The organism is Salegentibacter profundi, assembly GCF_054121475.1.
Genome location: NZ_JBSYGG010000004.1, coordinates 382241 through 400747, shown reverse-complemented (window position 1 = coordinate 400747; position 18507 = coordinate 382241). Strand labels below are relative to the sequence as shown.

Here is an 18507-nt window from a genome sequence, read left to right as displayed (position 1 = left end):
TACTGCTATTTGTGGGAGAGTATGTCACCGCCTTTTTTTTAAACCCTTCATCATTTATTTGGTGAAGGGTTTTTTTGTGGATTAAAGTGAAGGAGAGAAGACCCAGGAAACGTTTTTCTTAACTTCTTTTATTGGTAGCCCCAGGTAAAGTACTAGCATATTTCCATTAGCCTTTTCAACTCTTTTAAAGCACCTTTAACTTCCCGTTCTCCAAGAATACCACACTATAAATATACTAGACTTTATAAAAAAATTAAGAAAAGAAGTAATAGATTAAATGATTTTTACTTAAATTCAATCCTTAAAATACATTTTTTGATATTATTCCTAAAAATCTTTATTTCATGAGAACCTTCATCTTTTTACTTTTTCTCTTTACCACCTTTAGCCAATATGCTCAGGATATCCCTTCACGGTGGGATGAATTAACAGCCAGTGATTGGCCATTAGCAATGGAGAAATCCAATAAAACCATAATTCTCCCTATCGGTGTTCTGGAAAAGCATGGGCCACATGCACCAATGGGATCGGATCTAATCCGGGCCAGGGAATGGGCAGACCGAGTGACTCAGGAAGAATATGCAGTGGTTTTTCCAGATTATTTTTATGGCCAGTTGAACGAGGCTAAACACCTGCCCGGGACCTTTTCTTTGCCTCCTGAATTAACTATGGAACTTTTAGAGGCAACTTGTGAAGAGTTGGGCAGAAATGGTTTTGAAAGGATAATGATTATCAACGGCCATGGCGGTAACCCCTCTATGCTTAGATATTTTGTACAAAACCAAATGGCAAGCCAAAGAGATTATGCAGTATACTTTTATGACCCCAATACGGATCCTGATTTTCAAAAAGAATTAAATTCCCTAAGGAAAACTGATCCAGCAGGGGATATGCATGGAGGAGAATCAGAAACATCTGTTTTGCTATATCTGCGCCCGGAATTAGTACAATTGGATAGGGCCACCAATGAATCGGGTGCTGACCAGGAAAGGCTGCCAAAAATTCCAAATGTGTATACCGGTATCTGGTGGTATGCCTCCTTTCCGTATCATTATGCAGGAGAAGCTGAAAAGGCCTCCGCAGAACTTGGTAAATTGGTTACTGAACATAAAGTGGCCTCAATGGTGGAAGCCCTTCGCGCTATAAAGGCTGATGAGAAAACCCTTGAACTTCAACAGGAATTTTACAACCAGGTCGAGGAGCTTTCCCAGGAGGACTAATCCACAGGAAATTTAAACTAATCAAAAACTGCTTTTACTATAGTAAGAATTCCTTTAAACATTAGAATTATTGCAGCAATCAGGGCAAGCAAACCAATGATCAATACAGGAATGTACCAGGGGTGGTGCTGATTATTAAATGCGGTAAATAAAACACTGGGGCCAATTAATGATAATGGCAAGGCAATGCCCAGGAATTTTAAACCTTTACCAAGTACCTTTTTGTTTGTGTGTTTCATTGTTAGATTTTTATTCTACAATATACGTGGTGGTATCCACTTCTGAAAGATGAAAGTAACCAAAAGGATAATTCGCCTTATCAGATTGGTTTATGACGTTTCCTTTAACCGTTGCCGGTTGGGTTTCAAAGGGGCCACCACTATTCTCCCCAATTTGTGCCCTTAGAATAAAGAGGTACTCATAATAGGATTTAGAAATGCCGTACATCTCTATGTCTATACTATCGCCCGAAGTAATGTCTTCATTGGAATAGTACCCAAAGATCTGGTTACCATCGGTAAATTTGTCCTCATAAATTTCCAGGCTAATTTTGTCATTTCTAAAGATAAAAAGATAGTAGTTAGGTTCCTCAGCAGGATCGGTATAAAATACTTTAACTTCAATCTCATCACCGCTGAAACCTCCGGTTGCTGTCTGTTCAATAAAATCGATATCGGTAACCCCGGTCATTGTTTCAGTAGCGGTATAAAGCTGATCTTTATACACAATTTCTAATTCATAGGTCTTTCCGGGGGTTGGTTTGAGCTTTTCATTAATATAATAGCCTTCAGAAGTATGCATGAAATTATATACAATACCTGATTCCGAAATTATCTTTACCGAAGCATCCTCAACAGGTGGTATATCCTTGTCATAAAAAGGAGCTGTTTCTGTTAGCCTTATTTGCTGGATATTATTTTCGGTTTCCTTAAAAGATAATATGGAAGCCTCTACCACTAATCGAGGTTCACTCTCGTCTAATGGAACGTCCACTACATCTTCACAAGAGCTGATAAGGAAAATAAGGACAAGACCTGATATTTTTAAAAGCGTTTTCATGTTAAAAACTAAAGTTATAGGTGATCGAGGGGATAATTCCGAATAAACTTAATCTTATGGCTTCATTTACGCCAGTATCGCTATTTTCTTTAAAGGTAAGGGAATAAGCATTTTTCCGGTTATAAACATTATATATTCCAAAGCTCCAGGAGGATTTAAAATCCTTTTCCGTAGAATTTTTCGGGTTATAACTGGCTGAAAGATCTAATCTGTGATAGGCCGGTAGCCTATTGCTATTTCGCTTTGCATAAACCGGCACGGTAATATTTTCATAATTATACTGTGCGGTCGGGAAGGTGGAAGGCAGCCCGGTTTGAAAACTGAAATTTGCATGGAACTCCCATTTTTTACTCCACTCATAACTGGCCGTAAGGCTTATATCGTGTGTTTTATCATAATTGGAATAATACCAATTACCACCATTAATACCCGTTTCTATGGGAGTTCTGCCCGGTGTTTTTTGCTGTGCCCTGGAAAGCGTATAAGCCAGCCATCCTGTAAACCTGCCTTCATTTTTTCTTAAAAGGATTTCCATACCATAGGCCCTGGATTTTCCGTTGAGAATTACCCTTTCTATATGATCATTAGCAATGAGGTTCGCCCCGTTTACATAATCGATACGGTTCTTTATCTTTTTGTAAAAGGTTTCAGCCTCCAGGGAATAGGTTCCATCCTTAAAATTTTGGAAGTACCCAAAGGCATATTGATCCAGGATCTGAGGTTCTATAAAGGGGCCACTGGGGGTCCAGACGTCAAGGGGCGTTGGAGAACTGGTATTGGAGATAAGATGAAGATATTGGGACATTCTGTTGTAACTAGCTTTTATCGATTGATTATCGTTAAAGCTATAGGCCATGGAAAATCGCGGTTCAAAATTGCCAAACGAACTGATTATTTCCCCTCTTTGGAAGTCCTGGGAGCCGATGGGGGTTGCTTCCTGATAAATATCCCTGTCCTCATTGTACACCACTGGAGAATCATTTTCATAGGTACTCAGCTTTTCGGGACCCAACCGGTAAAAACCACTATACCTCAATCCGTACTCTGCTGAGAGATTTTCGGAGATGGTATGGGTTGCGGATAAATAAATTGCAGTTTCGAAAGCATACTTATTGCTCAGCTTAAAATAGTTTATTCCTGAATTCTCATCTATGGGTTCGATCTCGCCCGGATTAAAATCGTAATAGGTATTTTGCAGCCCATATTTTAGCTGAAAAGTATCGTTAAGATAATGGTCAAAATCGTATTTAAGATTGAGATTCTTTATTCCACTATCCCAGTTAAACCCTACAAACCCCAGGGTTAATCCATAATAGTAATCACTGTAAATAAGAGAAAGATTAGAGAATATATTATCACTGAAAATATGGTTCCATCTTAAGTTCAAAACGGTATTCCCATAAGTGTTTTTGAAATTTCGACTTAATGAAAAGACATCCCTTCCAAAATAACCTGAGAAAAATAATTTGTTGTCATCATCCAATCTATAACTCAACTTGGTATTAAGATCATAGAAATACGCGGAGTTTTCGTTGTCGGTGAATTTGAGAAATAGATGGGCATAGGAACTCCGTCCTCCAATAAGAAAAGAACCTTTGTCCTTGACTATAGGACCTTCAGCGAGAAGACGGCTTGAGATCGCACCAATGCCACCTTGCATTTTAAATTCTCTGCTATTGCCATCTCGTTGGTAAATATCCAGGACCGAAGATACTCTTCCCCCGTATTTGGCCGGAATCCCTCCTTTGTAAAGTTTGAGGTCCTTTATGGCATCGGGATTGAAAACAGAGAAAAAACCAAATAAATGGGAAGAGTTATAAATGGTAGCCTCATCAAGTAGGATCAGGTTTTGGTCCACAGCGCCCCCGCGAACATTAAATCCTGAGGAACCTTCTCCGGCGTTTGAAACCCCGGGCAGAAGCAGTAAGGATTTAATGACATCCACTTCCCCAAAAATAACCGGCATTTTCTGAATGGTATTAATCGAAAGCTTATTAAGACTCATTTCAGGCTTTCTGATATTGAGTCCGTCGGATCTTTGGCTGATCACTATTTCATCAAGATATTCCGAACTTTCATTTAATTCAAAATTGAGATTAGTCTGACCGGGTATAGTTATTTTTTCTGAAATGGTCTGGTAACCGAGATAGGAGATTACCAGTTCATAGGTTCCCTGGGGTAACTTCAAGGAATAGAATCCGTATTCATTAGTAACGACCCCGGTATTCAAAGAGGGGATGAGCACATTAACGCCAATGAGGGTTTCATTACTGGAGGCATCTGTAATGGTGCCGTTAAGCGTATAGCTTTCCTGGGCAAGGCTCGTCAGGGCAAAGCAATAAGCTAAAATAAAAAGGTAAAAATTTTGTTTCAATTTTTGAGTTAAAGATAGAACAGCTTAAATCAATTTAAAAATACTAAACACTAATTTAGGTTTTGTTTAATGCCAGCCTTTTAAAGGATAAAAAGAAAAAAAGCCGGAGCTAATCCGGCTTTTTTTAATTATTCTGGCTTTACTAAGCAATAATATTATTGAGGGTTTTGCTCGGTCTCATTGCCTCAACGGTGAGTTGCTCGTCTGGCTTATAATATCCCCCGATATCCACAGGGGATCCCTGAGCATCGATCAGTTCTTCATTGATCTTGGCTTCATTTTCTTCAAGTGATTCTGCAAGCTTGCTAAAATGCGCTTTTAAATCGGAATCCTTGTCCTGTGCGGCAAGTGCCTGAGCCCAGTATAGACCTAGGTAAAAATGGCTGCCCCGGTTATCAATTTCATTGACTTTTCTTGAAGGGGATTTACTGTTTTCAAGGAATTTATCCGTGGCATCATCAAGAGTTTCAGATAAAACCAGGGCTTTTTTATTATCGTATTTATTTCCCAGATGTTCCAGGGAAGCAGCAAGGGCCAGGAATTCTCCCAGGGAATCCCATCGCAGGTGTCCTTCCTTTACAAACTGCTGTACGTGCTTGGGTGCTGAACCTCCGGCTCCAGTTTCAAATAATCCTCCGCCATTCATAAGCGGTACAATAGAGAGCATCTTGGCACTGGTTCCTACCTCTAATATCGGAAATAAATCAGTTAAATAGTCGCGAAGTACATTTCCGGTAACCGAGATGGTATCTTTACCTTCTTTTACTCTTTCCAGGGTAAATCGCGTTGCCTGTTCCACCGACATTATTCGAATATCGATATCCGATGTGTCGTGATCAGGAAGGTACTTATTAACTTTCTTAATTAACTCCGCATCATGAGCACGGTTTTCGTCAAGCCAGAAAACCGCTGGCATTCCGGTTGCTTTAGCCCGATTAACAGCGAGTTTGATCCAGTCCTGAATAGGCGCATCCTTTACCTGGCACATTCTCCAGATATCACCATTTTCTACTTCGTGCTCAAGGAGTGTATTTCCGTTGCTGTTGATAACTTTTACGGTACCATCAGCAGGAATTTCGAAGGTTTTATCGTGAGAACCATATTCTTCGGCTTTTTGGGCCATTAATCCAACATTCGGAACTGTCCCCATAGTTGTTGGGTCAAAAGCTCCGTGTTTTTTGCAGAATTGGATCGTTTCTTCATACAGTGGTGCATAACTACTATCTGGGATCACGGCTTTGGTGTCCTGAGTTTCATCATTCTTATTCCACATTTGACCTGAAGTTCTTATCATGGCAGGCATGGAGGCATCAATAATAACGTCACTTGGCACGTGCAGATTGGTTATTCCCTTATCTGAATTCACCATGGCGACATCCGGGCCATCCTCCAGATCCTTTTTGATTGCTGCTTCAATTTCACTTCTTTTCTCAGAAGGTAAATTATCCAGCGCGTTGATCACATCTCCCAATCCACTATTTGGATCTCCTCCGGCATTTTTGATTTCCTCTCCGTATTTTTGAAAAACATCCTCGAAGAAAACTTTCACAGCATGGCCAAAAATAATGGGGTCAGAAACCTTCATCATAGTAGCTTTCATGTGCAGGGAGAAAAGCACGCCTTTATCTTCAGCATCCTTTACCTGTTCCTTTAAAAAAGCAATGAGCTTTTTCTTACTCATAAAAGTGCCATCGATGATTTCTCCTTCCAAAAGCGCAAGATTGTCTTTAAGGACTTTCTTTGATCCATCTTTACCGGTGAATTCGATATTTACCTTGGTGGGTTCGGATAAAGTTACCGATTTTTCGTTCGCTTTAAAGTCTCCAGAGTCCATAGTGGCTACGTGGGATTTAGAATCCGAACTCCATTCCCCCATTTTATGGGGATGTTTTTTTGCGAAATTCTTAACGGCTTTTGGAGCCCTTCTATCTGAATTCCCTTCTCTGAGAACCGGGTTTACGGCGCTCCCTTTTACCTTATCGTATTTAGCCTTTACCTGCTTCTGATCTTCGGTTTTAGGCTCATCTGGGTAATCAGGCAGGGCATAACCTTTTTCCTGAAGTTCCTTGATAGCGGCTTTTAGTTGAGGGATCGAAGCACTAATATTAGGAAGTTTTATGATATTGGCTTCAGGTTTTTTAGCAAGCTCCCCTAGTTCGGCCAGGGCATCACTGACTTTTTGATCAGCTTTGAGGCTATCTGGAAATTGGGCGAGAATCCGACCTGCCAGGGAGATGTCCTTTGTTTCCAGGCTAACTCCCGCTGCCTTTGTATAGGCTTGTACTATAGGAAGAAATGAGTAAGTTGCCAGGGCAGGGGCTTCATCTGTTTTGGTATAAATAATTTTGGTTTCTTGTGTCATCCTTTAATTTTTATCGGTATAATTTATTTATGCTTAAACTCCAGAAACGCCCGCAGAAATCCCGGGCGTCATACATCCGTGCAATATAATATTTTTCAAGCTTTTATCATAGTTAAGCCTCGCGAATAAGAGGTCGCCGAGGAGGATTTAAAACAAATAAAAGCCATTTCATCTTAATTGCTAAAATGAAATGGCTTCAGTGAAGTGTCACCCGATCACTGAATGTTTAAATTCATTATAGGACAAAAGCCCTGGTGGGGTGAACTTCAAAATGATTTTTACCTTTCAAACTATTTTTGACATTGCAAAAAATGAGCGTTATATAGAAGATAAAAATCCGATGTAAAGAACTTAACCTTACATCAAGGGTTTAAAGCTTAAAATTCTTGTGTCATTCTCAGCTTTAATATGAATTCCTAAGTCTAAATTTACAAAGAAATAAATCATGTTATTCTAATGATTTTGTTAAATATTAAACTGGAAAGTGCTAAATAGATAAAAAGAAAAAGCCCCGAAAAATCGGGGCTCTTAGCTATATTGAAGAAAAATGAATTATCTTTTTGCTTCTTTAATTCGTGCTTTTTTACCGGTAAGACCTCTAAAGTAATAGATACGTGCTCTTCTTACTTTACCTCGCTTGTTGACCTCAATTTTTTGAATTGCAGGCAGATTCACCGGGAATATACGCTCCACTCCAACAGTACCACTCATCTTTCTGATGGTAAAGGTTTGAGAAGACCCTGATCCTCTTTTTTGGATCACCACTCCTCTAAAGAACTGGGTACGGGTTTTTTGCCCCTCTTTAATTTCGTAAAAAACAGTGATAGTATCACCGGCTGAAAATTCAGGGAAATCTTTTTTAGCTACGAATTCGTCCTGTACAAATTTAATTAACGATTCCATCGATATATTTTTAAGATATGATCCAAAACAACATTTACGGTTTTCGCCAGAGGTTATTTTAGAATGAGTGCAAAATTACAAATTAAAATATTAAAAACAAGTCGGGGAGGAACTTATTTTTCTGATTCATCCAGCAGATCGGGTCTGAGTTTTTTTGTGCGCTCCCAGGCCTGATCTTCCCGCCATTGCTCAATTTTCGGGAAATTCCCGGAAGTTAGAACTTCCGGAACTTTCCAGCCTTTATATTCAGCCGGGCGAGTGTAAACCGGCGGGGCCAAAAGATTATCCTGAAAAGAATCGGTTAAGGCCGAGGTTTCATTGCCGAGCACCCCTGGAATGAGTCTAATGATGGCATCACAAAGGACGGCGGCCCCCAGTTCTCCCCCGGAAAGCACATAGTCGCCAATAGAGATTTCGCGAGTGATAAAATGATCCCTCACCCGTTGATCCACACCTTTATAATGGCCACAGAGGATAATAAGGTTTTGATGAAGCGAAAGCTGGTTCGCCGTCTTTTGTTTTAGAGGTTCTCCATCGGGCGTCATATAAATGACTTCATCGTAGGCTCTCTCGCTTTTAAGTTTGGTGATGCATTTATCGATGGGTTCTACCATCATCACCATTCCTGCACCTCCGCCAAATTGGTAATCATCAATTTGTTTATAATTATCAGTGACGTAATCCCTTAGGTTATGTATATGTATTTCAACCAATCCCTTTTCTATAGCCCTTTTCAAAATGGAAGCCTCAAAGGGGCTTCTTAGCAGATCGGGGACAACCGTAATTATATCTATCCGCATAGGATGTCTTTAGAGGTTATTAGCAATAGCTTTAGCTGCTGGCGTTTTTATTTCGCTCGTCCTGAAGCATCCTGCCAAGCCGTTGTTCTTTTTCCAGGGCTTTGGAGCGGTAAAGATCAAATTCTTTTTCTGTTTCAGCTAAACGTTTACGAGCTTCCCGGGTCGTAGCGTGGGAATTTTTATAGCGGTAAATAAAAAATAACAAGGCCAATAATAAGATTCCTACAACGCCCCACATCATTCCCATATAACTGCCTTTGCTCATTGGCATACCAAGGAATTTGATAGCGTCTTTCTCCGCATTTACCTTTTCAAGCTCTTGCTGGGTGGCCTGTAGTTCTTCTTTCAGGGATTCAATTTCTGCAACCTGCTGGTTGGCAGTGTTTTTCTGAGTTTCTATCTCTGCTCGTAATTCATCGAAATACCGGTTGGTGTTGTTTTTCAATCTTTCTAAAGCTTCATAATCCACTACTTTGTAGCCCTGGTAATTATTTGAGCTTTCAATCAGTTCATTGAATTCTTCCTGTACGGGATTTGTGCTCAGGCTGTCCTGGGCATAAAACTGAAGACTCAGCAGGGATAAACCTAAGATTCCGAAAATAGTTTTGTTCATTACTTTGGGGTTAATGCATTAGTTAATATGGACACAACGCCGGGTAGGATAACTTATTGTAACAATTTAAATCTTAATTCTAAATCGTTTATTTTTAAATTTTTGGGGCTGCAAAGTTAATGATAAAAAGAAAAAACCCACCAATAAAAGGTGGGTTAAGATCAAATATAATTTGAGTTTATTTTAATAGTAAGTATACCTTCTGACTTTCGCCACATATTTTGCCAGCCTTACGACCTGGTGACTGTACCCGTATTCATTGTCATACCAGATATAAAGCACTATACTTTTACCATCCTTTGAAACAATGGTCGCCTTACTATCGTAGATGGCGGGGGCATTTGAACCTACGATATCCGAAGATACCAGTTCATTATCCACGGAATATTTAATCTGTTCGACCAGGTCTCCTTCCAGGGCGTATTTCTTTAAGATTGCGTTGACCTTGTCTATACTGGTTTTCTTCTGAACCTCCAGGTTAAGAATGGCCAGGGAACCGTTAGGTACGGGTACCCGGATGGCATTTGAAGTTAGTTTGCCCTCAAAAACAGGTAAGGCTTTGGCCACGGCTTTTCCTGCCCCGGTCTCTGTAATTACCATATTCAGTGCGGCAGCCCTTCCTCTTCGGTATTTGCTATGCATATTATCTACAAGGTTCTGGTCGTTGGTGTAGGCATGAATGGTTTCCAGATGACCCTTTTCAACTCCCAGGGAATCCTGGATTGCCTTTAGTACCGGGGTAATAGCATTAGTGGTACACGAGGCGGCAGAAAATATCTTGATCTCGTCCGGATCGTACTGCTTGTGGTTCACCCCGTGAACGATATTTGGAACGCCTTTTCCCGGAGCCGTCAGCAGGACCCGTGAAGCACCTTTGGATTTCAGGTGTTGGCTAAGGGCTTCCTTATCGCGAAAAGCTCCCGTGTTGTCAATGATAAGAGCGTCCTCTATACCGTATTTGGTATAATCAATATCTTCCGGTTGATTTGCCGAAATTATACGGACGGTAGTGCCATTGATTAGCAATGCTGAATTTTTTTCATCAATGGCTACGGTCCCTGAAAAATCACCATGAACGGAATCATTTTTAAGCAGGGAGGCTCTTTTTTCCAGAACGGTGCTATCCACCTTTCCTCTTGTCACAATTGCCCTTAGTCGTAATTGGTTACCTTTCCCTGTGCGGTTCATAAGTTCCCGGGCTACCAGCCGGCCGATTCTTCCAAAACCATATAACACCACATCCTTGGGGACTAATTTAGTGTAGTCCTTGGCATCCTTTAATTTATGAGAAACAAAGGCCATGGCATTATGGTGCTGTTGGTCTTCTAGATGAAACTCATAGGTGAGTTTGCCGATATCGAGTTTTGCCGGCGGCAAATTCAGATCCTGGATAGCCTTGGCAATCTCCACGGAATCAAAGATGGAAATGGGTTTTTGGACCACTTCCCCGGCATATTCATGCAAATTAAGAATGTCACTGACATTACGGTTTAAAAGTTGATTCCTGAACAAGACAAGTTCAATGGATTTGTCATACCATAAGTCGCTCACAATATTGATGAATTCTACCGTGGCCTTGCGCCTGTTCGCCTGAAATGCCAATTCTCTTTCGTAACCTTGATTAAAGCTCATTATTTTGTTGTGTGTTTTGTTTAAACTTGCGCAAAAGTATATATTTCAAACGTTTTCGTAAAGTATTTTTATAATAAAAAAGCCCTCCTTTCGGAGAGCTTAATTTTTTAGGAATTACCTGATTTTTAGCGCCATATTACCCGCTGCTTTTCACCATTACGGTCTATAAAACTAACCACAATGGATTCGGATGCTTTTCTGTTATTCATGATTCTTTCCACATCCTTTATATTATTGACTTTTTGATTGTTAATGGCGGTAATAATAGTGCCTACCAGTTCTTCTGCAGGTAAATTGCTCATCAGGGTTCGGGAAATCTTAACCCCGTTAGGGGTATTGTAGGCTTCCAGTTCTTCCTGGGTAGCATTGGTGACTTCCAGCCCAATGCTGTCTACCCTGTAGATCTCATTTTTTGTAAGCCTTACATTTAATTCTCTTTGGTCGCCTTCTCTTAAAACAGTGACCCTGACCTGGTCATTAGGACGTTTGGAATTGATATATCCGGTAAGGTCTGAAAACTTATTGATGGTAATATTATCTATCTGTCGTATCACATCGCCTTTTTTAATTCCTGCTTTTTCCGCTCCGCTTCCAGCGGTTACCTCGGCCACATACACCCCCTGGGTGGTATTAAGACCGAATTCTTCTGCAGCTTCAGGAGTGATACTGCCGCCCCTGATGCCCAGGATGCCCTTTTGAACATCTCCATATTCGAGAATATCCTCTACGATTTTGCGCGTAATATTAGAAGGAACTGCAAAGGCATAGCCAATGTAGCTTCCCGTTTGCGAAGTTATGGCGGTATTAATACCCACCAGTTCCCCGTTAATATTTACAAGTGCGCCACCGCTGTTTCCGGGATTAATAGCCGCATCGGTTTGAATAAAGGATTGCGGGGTAGCATCATAGGTATTGAGGTCCCTGGCAGTAGCACTTATAATACCAGCAGTTACTGTGGATTTAAGATTGAATGGATTTCCAACGGCCAGGACCCATTCTCCAAGCCGAACCGTATTGGAATCACCAAAGGGGATATAGTCCAGGTCTTCTGCATCGATTTTAAGCAAGGCGATATCCGCAGATTCCGCAACACCAATGATCTCCGCAGTATAGGTTTGATTGTTGTTTAAGGTCACTTCCACTTCACTGGCTCCCTTGATCACGTGATTGTTGGTGACGATATAACCATCTGGAGAAATGATCACGCCAGAACCTGCACCTTGTAAGGCGCGACCGCCCTGATTTCCACGATAAAGATCCCATATGCTGCGCGGGCCCTGGTAAACCGCAACATTTTTAACGTGAACTACTCCATTAACGGTGTTTTCAGCAGCTTCAGTAAAATCGGCATTGGTGCCGTAGATTCTGTTGCTGTAGTTAGTAGGAATGAAGTTTTCTGAAGAAGATTGTTCCTTGATGAGTTGAGGCTGGGATTGGGGTTCTAAAAATAATTTATAGCCCCCAAGGGTTAATATGCCTCCCAAAACTGCAACGATTAGTAAAGTTGTGATTTTTTTCATTTTTCTAAGCTGAATTTAAATGAAACAAATATTAATATAATTAATTTAGTGTTGATTCAAAGGTTTTTAACTGCCATTTAACAGGGGAAAAAATCCGCTGTTTTATTGTATATTTGTATCCTTTTAGTTGCTACAAATGACACTTGAATTCTTTAAATATCAGGGCACCGGTAATGATTTTGTCGTTATCGATAACCGTACCCTATTTTTCCCCAAAAACAATACCAATCTGGTCAATTTCTTATGTGACCGAAAATTTGGCATCGGTGCTGACGGATTGATGCTCCTTGAAAATCCTGACCAAAAGGATGATGATTTCAAAATGGTTTATTATAATGCCGACGGTAACCAAAGCAGTATGTGTGGCAATGGAGGACGCTGCCTGGTGGCTTTTGCAAATCACCTTGGGATCATTGAGGACAAAGCTAAATTCACCGCCATTGACGGACCTCATAAAGCCAGCCTTAATAATGGACTGGTAAGTTTGCAAATGCAGGATGTAAAGGTCATTGAGCAGGTAGGGGAGGCCTTATTCCTCGATACTGGTTCCCCGCATTATATCGAATTTACTAAGGCTATTGATTCTTTGGATATAAAAAAGCAAGGTGCTGCTATCCGTTATAATTCTTTATACCGGGAAAAAGGAACGAATGTGAATTTTGTAGAACAGTTAAGTGAGCATGAGTATAAGGTCCGTACCTATGAGCGGGGGGTAGAAGATGAAACCCTTTCCTGTGGGACCGGGGTGACCGCGGTAGCTATTGCGGCGAGTGCTTCTAATCGTGCTGCTGGAGAAAGCGTGAAGCTGCAAACCCAGGGAGGAACACTGAGTGTTTCCTTTAAAAAAGAGGGAGATAGGTATAATGAAGTGTGGTTAACAGGGCCTGCCACTCAGGTTTTTAAAGGAGAAATAGAATGCAAACCTTAAAAGGAGAAAAGATATACCTCAGGGCCCTGGAGCCGGAAGATCTTGATTTTGTTCACAAAGTCGAGAATAACGAGGATTTCTGGGTGGTAAGTGCTACACAGTCCCCATATTCAAGGTATATGATAAAAAAGTACCTCGAGAATGCGCATCGGGATATCTATGAAGTAAAACAGCTTAGGCTCGTTATTTGCAATTATGATCATAAAGCGGTTGGGCTTATAGATCTTTTTGATCTGGAACCTAAGGACAAAAGAGCTGCCATAGGAATTCTAATTGCCAATCCGGAAGACCGGAAGAAAGGCTATGGAGCCGAAAGTATAGCTCTTATCTGTGATTACAGTTTTAAGCATCTGGCATTACACCAGGTTTACGCCAATGTTACTACGGACAACCAGGCCAGTGTGAAATTATTCGAAAGCCTGGGATTCACTCGGGTTGGTGTAAAAAAAGACTGGATTTTTGTCAACAACCAGTATAAAGATGAAGCCCTCTATCAACTTATAAATAAATAATGTACATTAAAAAAATACTCATTGCCATCGCTATTCTGGGAGTTATAGCCTTGGCCGGATTCAGCTATTATATTTATACCAGCATTTTTTCTTCCAATACCGATTTTTCTGATAGGCAGGCCGTAGTTTATATTCCTACCGGGGCTGATTATTCCACGGTTATCGATAGTATAAGGCCTTTGGTTAAGAATATCGAAACCTTTGATGTGGTAGCCAGGAAAAAGGGATATGCTGATAATATTAGAGCTGGACGTTATGTGTTGGAAAAAAATATGAACAATAACGAGCTGGTTAATACCCTTCGCTCACGCAATAAGCCCATTAACGTAACCTTTAATAATCAGGAACGTCTGGAAAATCTCGCGGGTAGAATAGCTACCCAGATCGAGGCCGATTCCTCCAGTTTAATTGCAGCTTTTAAGGAGGAGTCCTTTTTAAAAGAACATGATTTCACCAAAGCTCAGGCCCTGGCCATGTATATCCCCAATAAGTATGAGTTTTTCTGGAATACCTCTGCAGAAGAATTTCGAAGCCGCATGCACCGGGAGTATGAGCGGTTCTGGACTCCTGAAAGAAAAGAGAAAGCCGAGGCCATGGGGCTTTCTCCTAATGAAGTAACAGTGATAGCTTCAATAGTTCAGAAGGAAACCGCAAAAGTAGACGAACGGCCAAGGGTGGCCGGGGTGTATATGAATCGTTATAAGAACGGCTGGAAACTCGATGCTGACCCAACTGTGATCTATGCCATCAAGCATGAAAATCAAAATTTCGATACCATTATAAAACGGGTATTGTATAAGGACCTGAGCCTGGACTCCCCGTATAACACTTATTTGTACCGGGAATTGCCTCCCGGACCGATAGCTATGCCGGATATTTCTTCCATCGATGCCGTCTTAAATTACGAAGACCATGAATATTATTTTTTCGTAGCTGATGTTCAGAATATGGGCTATCATAAATTTGCAAAAACCCTGGCGCAACATAACCGAAATAAGCAGGAATATGTACGCTGGATCAATAAACAGGGCATCAGGCGTTAAAGATTTCCCAACTTAATTTTTTTTAAGATTACTATAACTCCTTAATAACAAGAATCTTAGGGTCCTGTTAATCTAAGCTAATCTTTTGTGAATTGATTAACAGGCTGTATATCAAATTATTAAAAATTGTTGTACATTTGCCCGGCGAATTTGAAGGGGGTTTATGTCTTAAAAGAAGCATAAGCGTGGTCTCTTCAGAAACCAAATGTAATGAGAAGGAAAATTGCAAAATTTTCAATCTTGCCTGTTTTAGCAGGCAGTATGTTTTTTAGCTTTTCAACCAAAAAAGCTGCAAACCTGGAGATGTTCTCCACCTCGGATCTGGATTTGGATTATACGGTCTCATCCGAGGAACCCGAAACCGAAACCCCTGAAGTACTTGCTGACCTGCCTATTCTTGGTAATTCCTACCTCGGCTTTAAAGAAGCTGTAGGCTTTAAGGAATCAGGAGGGAGCTACAGTGTGGTGAATAAGTACGGGTATATGGGAAAATACCAGTTTGGAAAAGGTACCCTTGAATTAATCGGTATTTACAATCAAACTGAATTCCTTAATTCTCCAGAGTTACAGGAAGCTGCCTTTTATGCGAATGCTTCCCGGAATAAATGGATTCTCATTAGGGATATCGCTCGTTTTGAAGGCAAGGTGATCAATGGGGTGGAGGTAACCGAATCAGGGATTTTGGCTGCAGCGCACCTTGCAGGGCCTGGCAGTGTTAAGAAATACCTGAGAAGTTGGGGAGCACAGGCATTTAGTGATGCCTTTGGAACCAGTATCAGGAATTATATGAAACGTTTCGGGGGATATGATACTTCTTTTGTTAAGCCCGAAAGGCGTGCTAAAGCCGTTGTTCAGCCCACGCGGACTTAAAACTCTTTCTGAATAATAAAAATAGCAGGCCTTTTATGAAGGTCTGTTTTTGTTTGCCTCCACTCCGATGCCGTTTTGGTTATTACGAATTCCGAAGCTAAAGTGAGGTCACAGGCCACACAGATTCTTGTAGCCGGATGAAGATGCTGAACCAGGTCTTCCAGCATTTTATTATTGCGATAAGGTGTTTCAATAAATAGCTGTGCCTGATTTTTTTCTGCAGAAAGTCGTTCCAGAAATTTGATTTCCTGTTTACGGGCCTTTTTATCGATGGGAAGATAACCATGAAAACTAAAGCTTTGACCGTTCATCCCGCTGGCCATCATGGCCAGGAGGATCGAAGAAGGGCCAACCAGGGGAACCACCCTGATGCCTTCCCGATGCGCTATTTTTACGATTTCTGCCCCGGGATCTGCAACGCCCGGGCAACCCGCCTCACTCATCAGACCCATGTCCCGACCCGCTTTGCAGGCTTCGAGGAATCCAGGCAATGCGGTAGGCTCGGTGAATTTATTGAGGCTGTGTAAATTCAAAGCCTGCTGGCTTTTCTGCGGGAGGAGCTGCTTTATGTGTCTTCGCGCCGTCTTTTCATTTTCAACGATGAGATCGTTAAGGCCATCCAGGACCTCTTTTACTTTCTCGGGGAGTACTTCAAGTGGATTTTCATTTCCCAGGGTAGTAGGAATTAAAAATAACCTGCCCGAATATTTAAAAGGGCCTTCAGCCATTATTGTGTATTACTGTCTAGTTTGCGCGCAATTTGCTCACAAGCCTCGTCAAGCATTTGGTAAACGTTTTCGAACCCGTGATCCCCACCGAAATAAGGGTCAGGTACATCTACGTTTTCGCCTGGAAAAATTTCGTCGAGAATGAGCTGGACCTTTTCTTTATCTTCCTCATTGCGAGCCAGGGCAATAACATTTTCATAATTGGAATTGTCCATTACATAGATATGATCATAGGTGTCAAAATCAGAAACACTGAATTGCCTCCCTCGCTGGTCGGTGATATCAAGATCATATTTTCTGGCTACAGAAATCGATCTTTTGTCAGGTAATTCATCGATATGATAGTCTCCTGTACCCGCGGAATCCACATGAACGTTTTCCCGGTCAACTTTAGATTTAAGAATACCTTCGGCTAGGGGTGATCTGCAAATATTGCCCAGGCACACCATTAATACCTTGGTTTTCATAAGAATTCTTTTTATACCGTAAGCTTTTTGCTTAGGTCTTCCACAAATTTTTTGAACTGTTTGTCGGTCGTAGCCAGGTTATCTACCGTTTTACATGCGTGTAACACCGTAGCATGGTCGCGTTTTCCAATCTGAGAACCTATACTGGCCAAAGAAGCTTTGGTATATTTCTTTGCAAAGAACATCGCCAATTGCCTGGCTTGAACAATATGGCGTTTTCTGGTTTTAGATTGCAGGGTCTGTACATCCATCTGGAAATAATCGCTGACCACTTTTTGGATATAATCAATGGAAACTTCCCGCTTGGTGTTTTTGACGTAATTATCCACAATCTTTTTGGCAAGCTCCAGGGTAATATCTTTTTTATTGAAAGAGGAGTGTGCAATCAGTGAAATTATGGCGCCTTCGAGCTCCCTGATGTTGGTTTTGATATTATTGGCCAGGAACTCGACGATGTCTTCTGGCATTTCCACACCATCCCGATAGAGCTTGTTCTTTATGATAGAAACGCGGGTTTCAAAATCCGGATGCTGCAGTTCTGCAGAAAGTCCCCATTTAAACCTGGAAAGCAATCGTTGTTCAATATCCTGCATATCTACAGGTGCTTTATCACTGGTCAGGATGACCTGTTTTCCATTTTGATGCAGGTGATTGAAAATATGGAAAAACACATCCTGGGTACCCGCTTTCCCTGAAAGCAATTGAATATCATCTACAATAAGAACATCGATGATCTGGTAAAAATGAATGAAATCATTCCTGTTATTCTTTTTAACCGATTCGATATACTGCTGGGTGAATTTTTCCGCAGAAATATACAGCACGGTCTTTTCTGGATATTTATCCTTTATCTGAACGCCTATGGCGTGCCCTAAATGGGTTTTTCCCAGTCCGACCCCTCCAAAGATAAGGAGCGGGTTAAATGAAGTGCCTCCGGGTTTATTGGCTACTGCCATCCCAGCAGACCTTGCCAGCCTGTTGGAATCACCTTCCAGGAAGTTCTCGAAATTATAACTCGGATTTAACTGAGACTCGATCTTAACATTCCTTATTCCGGGGATCACAAAAGGATTCTTTAATTCCGGGTTTTTGTTTTTAATGGGAACATCTACTTCCTGAGATGCCATATTGGATCTTTGGGTACTTGGAATTTTCTCTGTAAAAGGGAGCTTATTGCCATAAGTGTTCTCCATTTTGATAACATATACCAGTTTTGCTTTTTCTCCCAATTCCCGGGTAAGGGAAACTTTCAGAAGCTTTACATAATGCTCTTCAAGCCATTCATAGAAAAATTTGGAAGGCACCTGTATGCTCAACGCACAATCGGTAAGTTTTACGGCTTGTATAGGCTCAAACCATGTCTTATAGGCCTGAGGGGTGATGTTATCTTGTATAAAAGCCAGACAGCTATTCCAAACTGATTGCGCAGTTTCCGACATGCTTTATTGTACGTTATTTATGGGTTAGTAGATAGTT

At 41.1% G+C, this 18507-nt stretch carries 17 protein-coding genes; 5 read left to right on the top strand and 12 right to left on the bottom strand.

From position 1 onward, the window contains the following. Positions 1 to 344: 344 nt before the first annotated feature. Positions 345 to 1220: a creatininase family protein gene (locus ACW6NC_RS08605; protein ID WP_457865230.1), complete on the top strand. Its 876-nt coding sequence runs from the start codon at positions 345 to 347 to the stop codon at positions 1218 to 1220. Between the two features lie 17 nt (positions 1221 to 1237). On the opposite strand, the gene ACW6NC_RS08600 is transcribed toward ACW6NC_RS08605, so the two are convergent. From ACW6NC_RS08600 to ACW6NC_RS08560, 9 genes are all read right to left on the bottom strand, one after another. Then, a complete protein-coding gene (locus tag ACW6NC_RS08600) occupies positions 1238 to 1459 on the bottom strand; it encodes a DUF6095 family protein (RefSeq protein ID WP_457865229.1) in 222 nt (73 codons plus the stop codon). A 10-nt stretch (positions 1460 to 1469) separates the two neighbouring features. Continuing rightward, positions 1470 to 2279: a DUF4249 domain-containing protein gene (locus tag ACW6NC_RS08595; RefSeq protein ID WP_457865228.1), complete on the bottom strand. Its 810-nt coding sequence runs from the start codon at positions 2277 to 2279 to the stop codon at positions 1470 to 1472. 1 nt (position 2280) lies between these two features. Next, the gene (locus ACW6NC_RS08590) at positions 2281 to 4653 is read right to left on the bottom strand and encodes a TonB-dependent receptor (RefSeq protein ID WP_457865227.1); all 2373 of its coding nucleotides are present in this window, start codon (positions 4651 to 4653) and stop codon (positions 2281 to 2283) included. 142 nt (positions 4654 to 4795) lie between these two features. After that, a complete protein-coding gene (locus tag ACW6NC_RS08585; protein WP_457865226.1) occupies positions 4796 to 7015 on the bottom strand; it encodes an NADP-dependent isocitrate dehydrogenase in 2220 nt (739 codons plus the stop codon). Positions 7016 to 7567: 552 nt separating this feature from the next. Further along, positions 7568 to 7918, bottom strand: a complete 351-nt coding sequence (gene rplS, locus ACW6NC_RS08580; RefSeq protein WP_457865225.1) for a 50S ribosomal protein L19 — start codon at positions 7916 to 7918, stop codon at positions 7568 to 7570. A gap of 113 nt (positions 7919 to 8031) precedes the next feature. Beyond that, positions 8032 to 8718 carry a tRNA (guanosine(37)-N1)-methyltransferase TrmD gene (gene trmD, locus ACW6NC_RS08575; RefSeq protein WP_457865223.1) on the bottom strand — a complete coding sequence of 229 codons (687 nt, stop codon included), beginning with the start codon at positions 8716 to 8718 and terminating at the stop codon, positions 8032 to 8034. A gap of 31 nt (positions 8719 to 8749) precedes the next feature. After that, entirely contained in the window at positions 8750 to 9331 is a 582-nt protein-coding gene (locus tag ACW6NC_RS08570; RefSeq protein WP_457865221.1) for a hypothetical protein, read from the bottom strand. 183 nt (positions 9332 to 9514) lie between these two features. Continuing rightward, a complete protein-coding gene (locus tag ACW6NC_RS08565) occupies positions 9515 to 10963 on the bottom strand; it encodes a glyceraldehyde-3-phosphate dehydrogenase (RefSeq protein WP_457865219.1) in 1449 nt (482 codons plus the stop codon). 125 nt (positions 10964 to 11088) lie between these two features. Further along, positions 11089 to 12483: a S1C family serine protease gene (locus tag ACW6NC_RS08560; protein ID WP_457865217.1), complete on the bottom strand. Its 1395-nt coding sequence runs from the start codon at positions 12481 to 12483 to the stop codon at positions 11089 to 11091. A 136-nt stretch (positions 12484 to 12619) separates the two neighbouring features. On the opposite strand from ACW6NC_RS08560, the gene dapF reads away from it, so the two are divergent. The 4 genes from dapF to ACW6NC_RS08540 all read left to right on the top strand — a co-directional run bounded on the left by dapF (position 12620) and on the right by ACW6NC_RS08540 (position 15836). Next, positions 12620 to 13411: a diaminopimelate epimerase gene (gene dapF, locus ACW6NC_RS08555; RefSeq protein ID WP_457865216.1), complete on the top strand. Its 792-nt coding sequence runs from the start codon at positions 12620 to 12622 to the stop codon at positions 13409 to 13411. After that, positions 13399 to 13923 carry a GNAT family N-acetyltransferase gene (locus tag ACW6NC_RS08550; protein ID WP_457865215.1) on the top strand — a complete coding sequence of 175 codons (525 nt, stop codon included), beginning with the start codon at positions 13399 to 13401 and terminating at the stop codon, positions 13921 to 13923. Before dapF ends, ACW6NC_RS08550 begins: the two co-directional genes overlap by 13 nt. Beyond that, the gene (mltG, locus tag ACW6NC_RS08545; RefSeq protein WP_457865214.1) at positions 13923 to 14966 is read left to right on the top strand and encodes an endolytic transglycosylase MltG; all 1044 of its coding nucleotides are present in this window, start codon (positions 13923 to 13925) and stop codon (positions 14964 to 14966) included. The genes ACW6NC_RS08550 and mltG overlap by 1 nt, the downstream gene beginning before the upstream one ends. Positions 14967 to 15176: 210 nt before the next feature. Then, positions 15177 to 15836: a peptidoglycan-binding protein LysM gene (locus ACW6NC_RS08540; RefSeq protein ID WP_457865212.1), complete on the top strand. Its 660-nt coding sequence runs from the start codon at positions 15177 to 15179 to the stop codon at positions 15834 to 15836. Here the strand turns inward: ACW6NC_RS08540 and ACW6NC_RS08535 are convergent. The 3 genes from ACW6NC_RS08535 to dnaA are packed head-to-tail and all read right to left on the bottom strand — an operon-like array spanning position 15833 to position 18470. After that, positions 15833 to 16564, bottom strand: coding sequence for an SAM-dependent methyltransferase (locus ACW6NC_RS08535; protein WP_457865211.1), 732 nt, complete (start codon positions 16562 to 16564; stop codon positions 15833 to 15835). The two genes, ACW6NC_RS08540 and ACW6NC_RS08535, sit on opposite strands and share 4 nt — an antisense overlap. Next, the gene (locus tag ACW6NC_RS08530; protein ID WP_457865210.1) at positions 16564 to 17031 is read right to left on the bottom strand and encodes a low molecular weight protein-tyrosine-phosphatase; all 468 of its coding nucleotides are present in this window, start codon (positions 17029 to 17031) and stop codon (positions 16564 to 16566) included. Before ACW6NC_RS08530 ends, ACW6NC_RS08535 begins: the two co-directional genes overlap by 1 nt. A gap of 11 nt (positions 17032 to 17042) precedes the next feature. Next, positions 17043 to 18470 carry a chromosomal replication initiator protein DnaA gene (gene dnaA / locus ACW6NC_RS08525; RefSeq protein WP_457865208.1) on the bottom strand — a complete coding sequence of 476 codons (1428 nt, stop codon included), beginning with the start codon at positions 18468 to 18470 and terminating at the stop codon, positions 17043 to 17045. Positions 18471 to 18507: the final 37 nt, after the last annotated feature.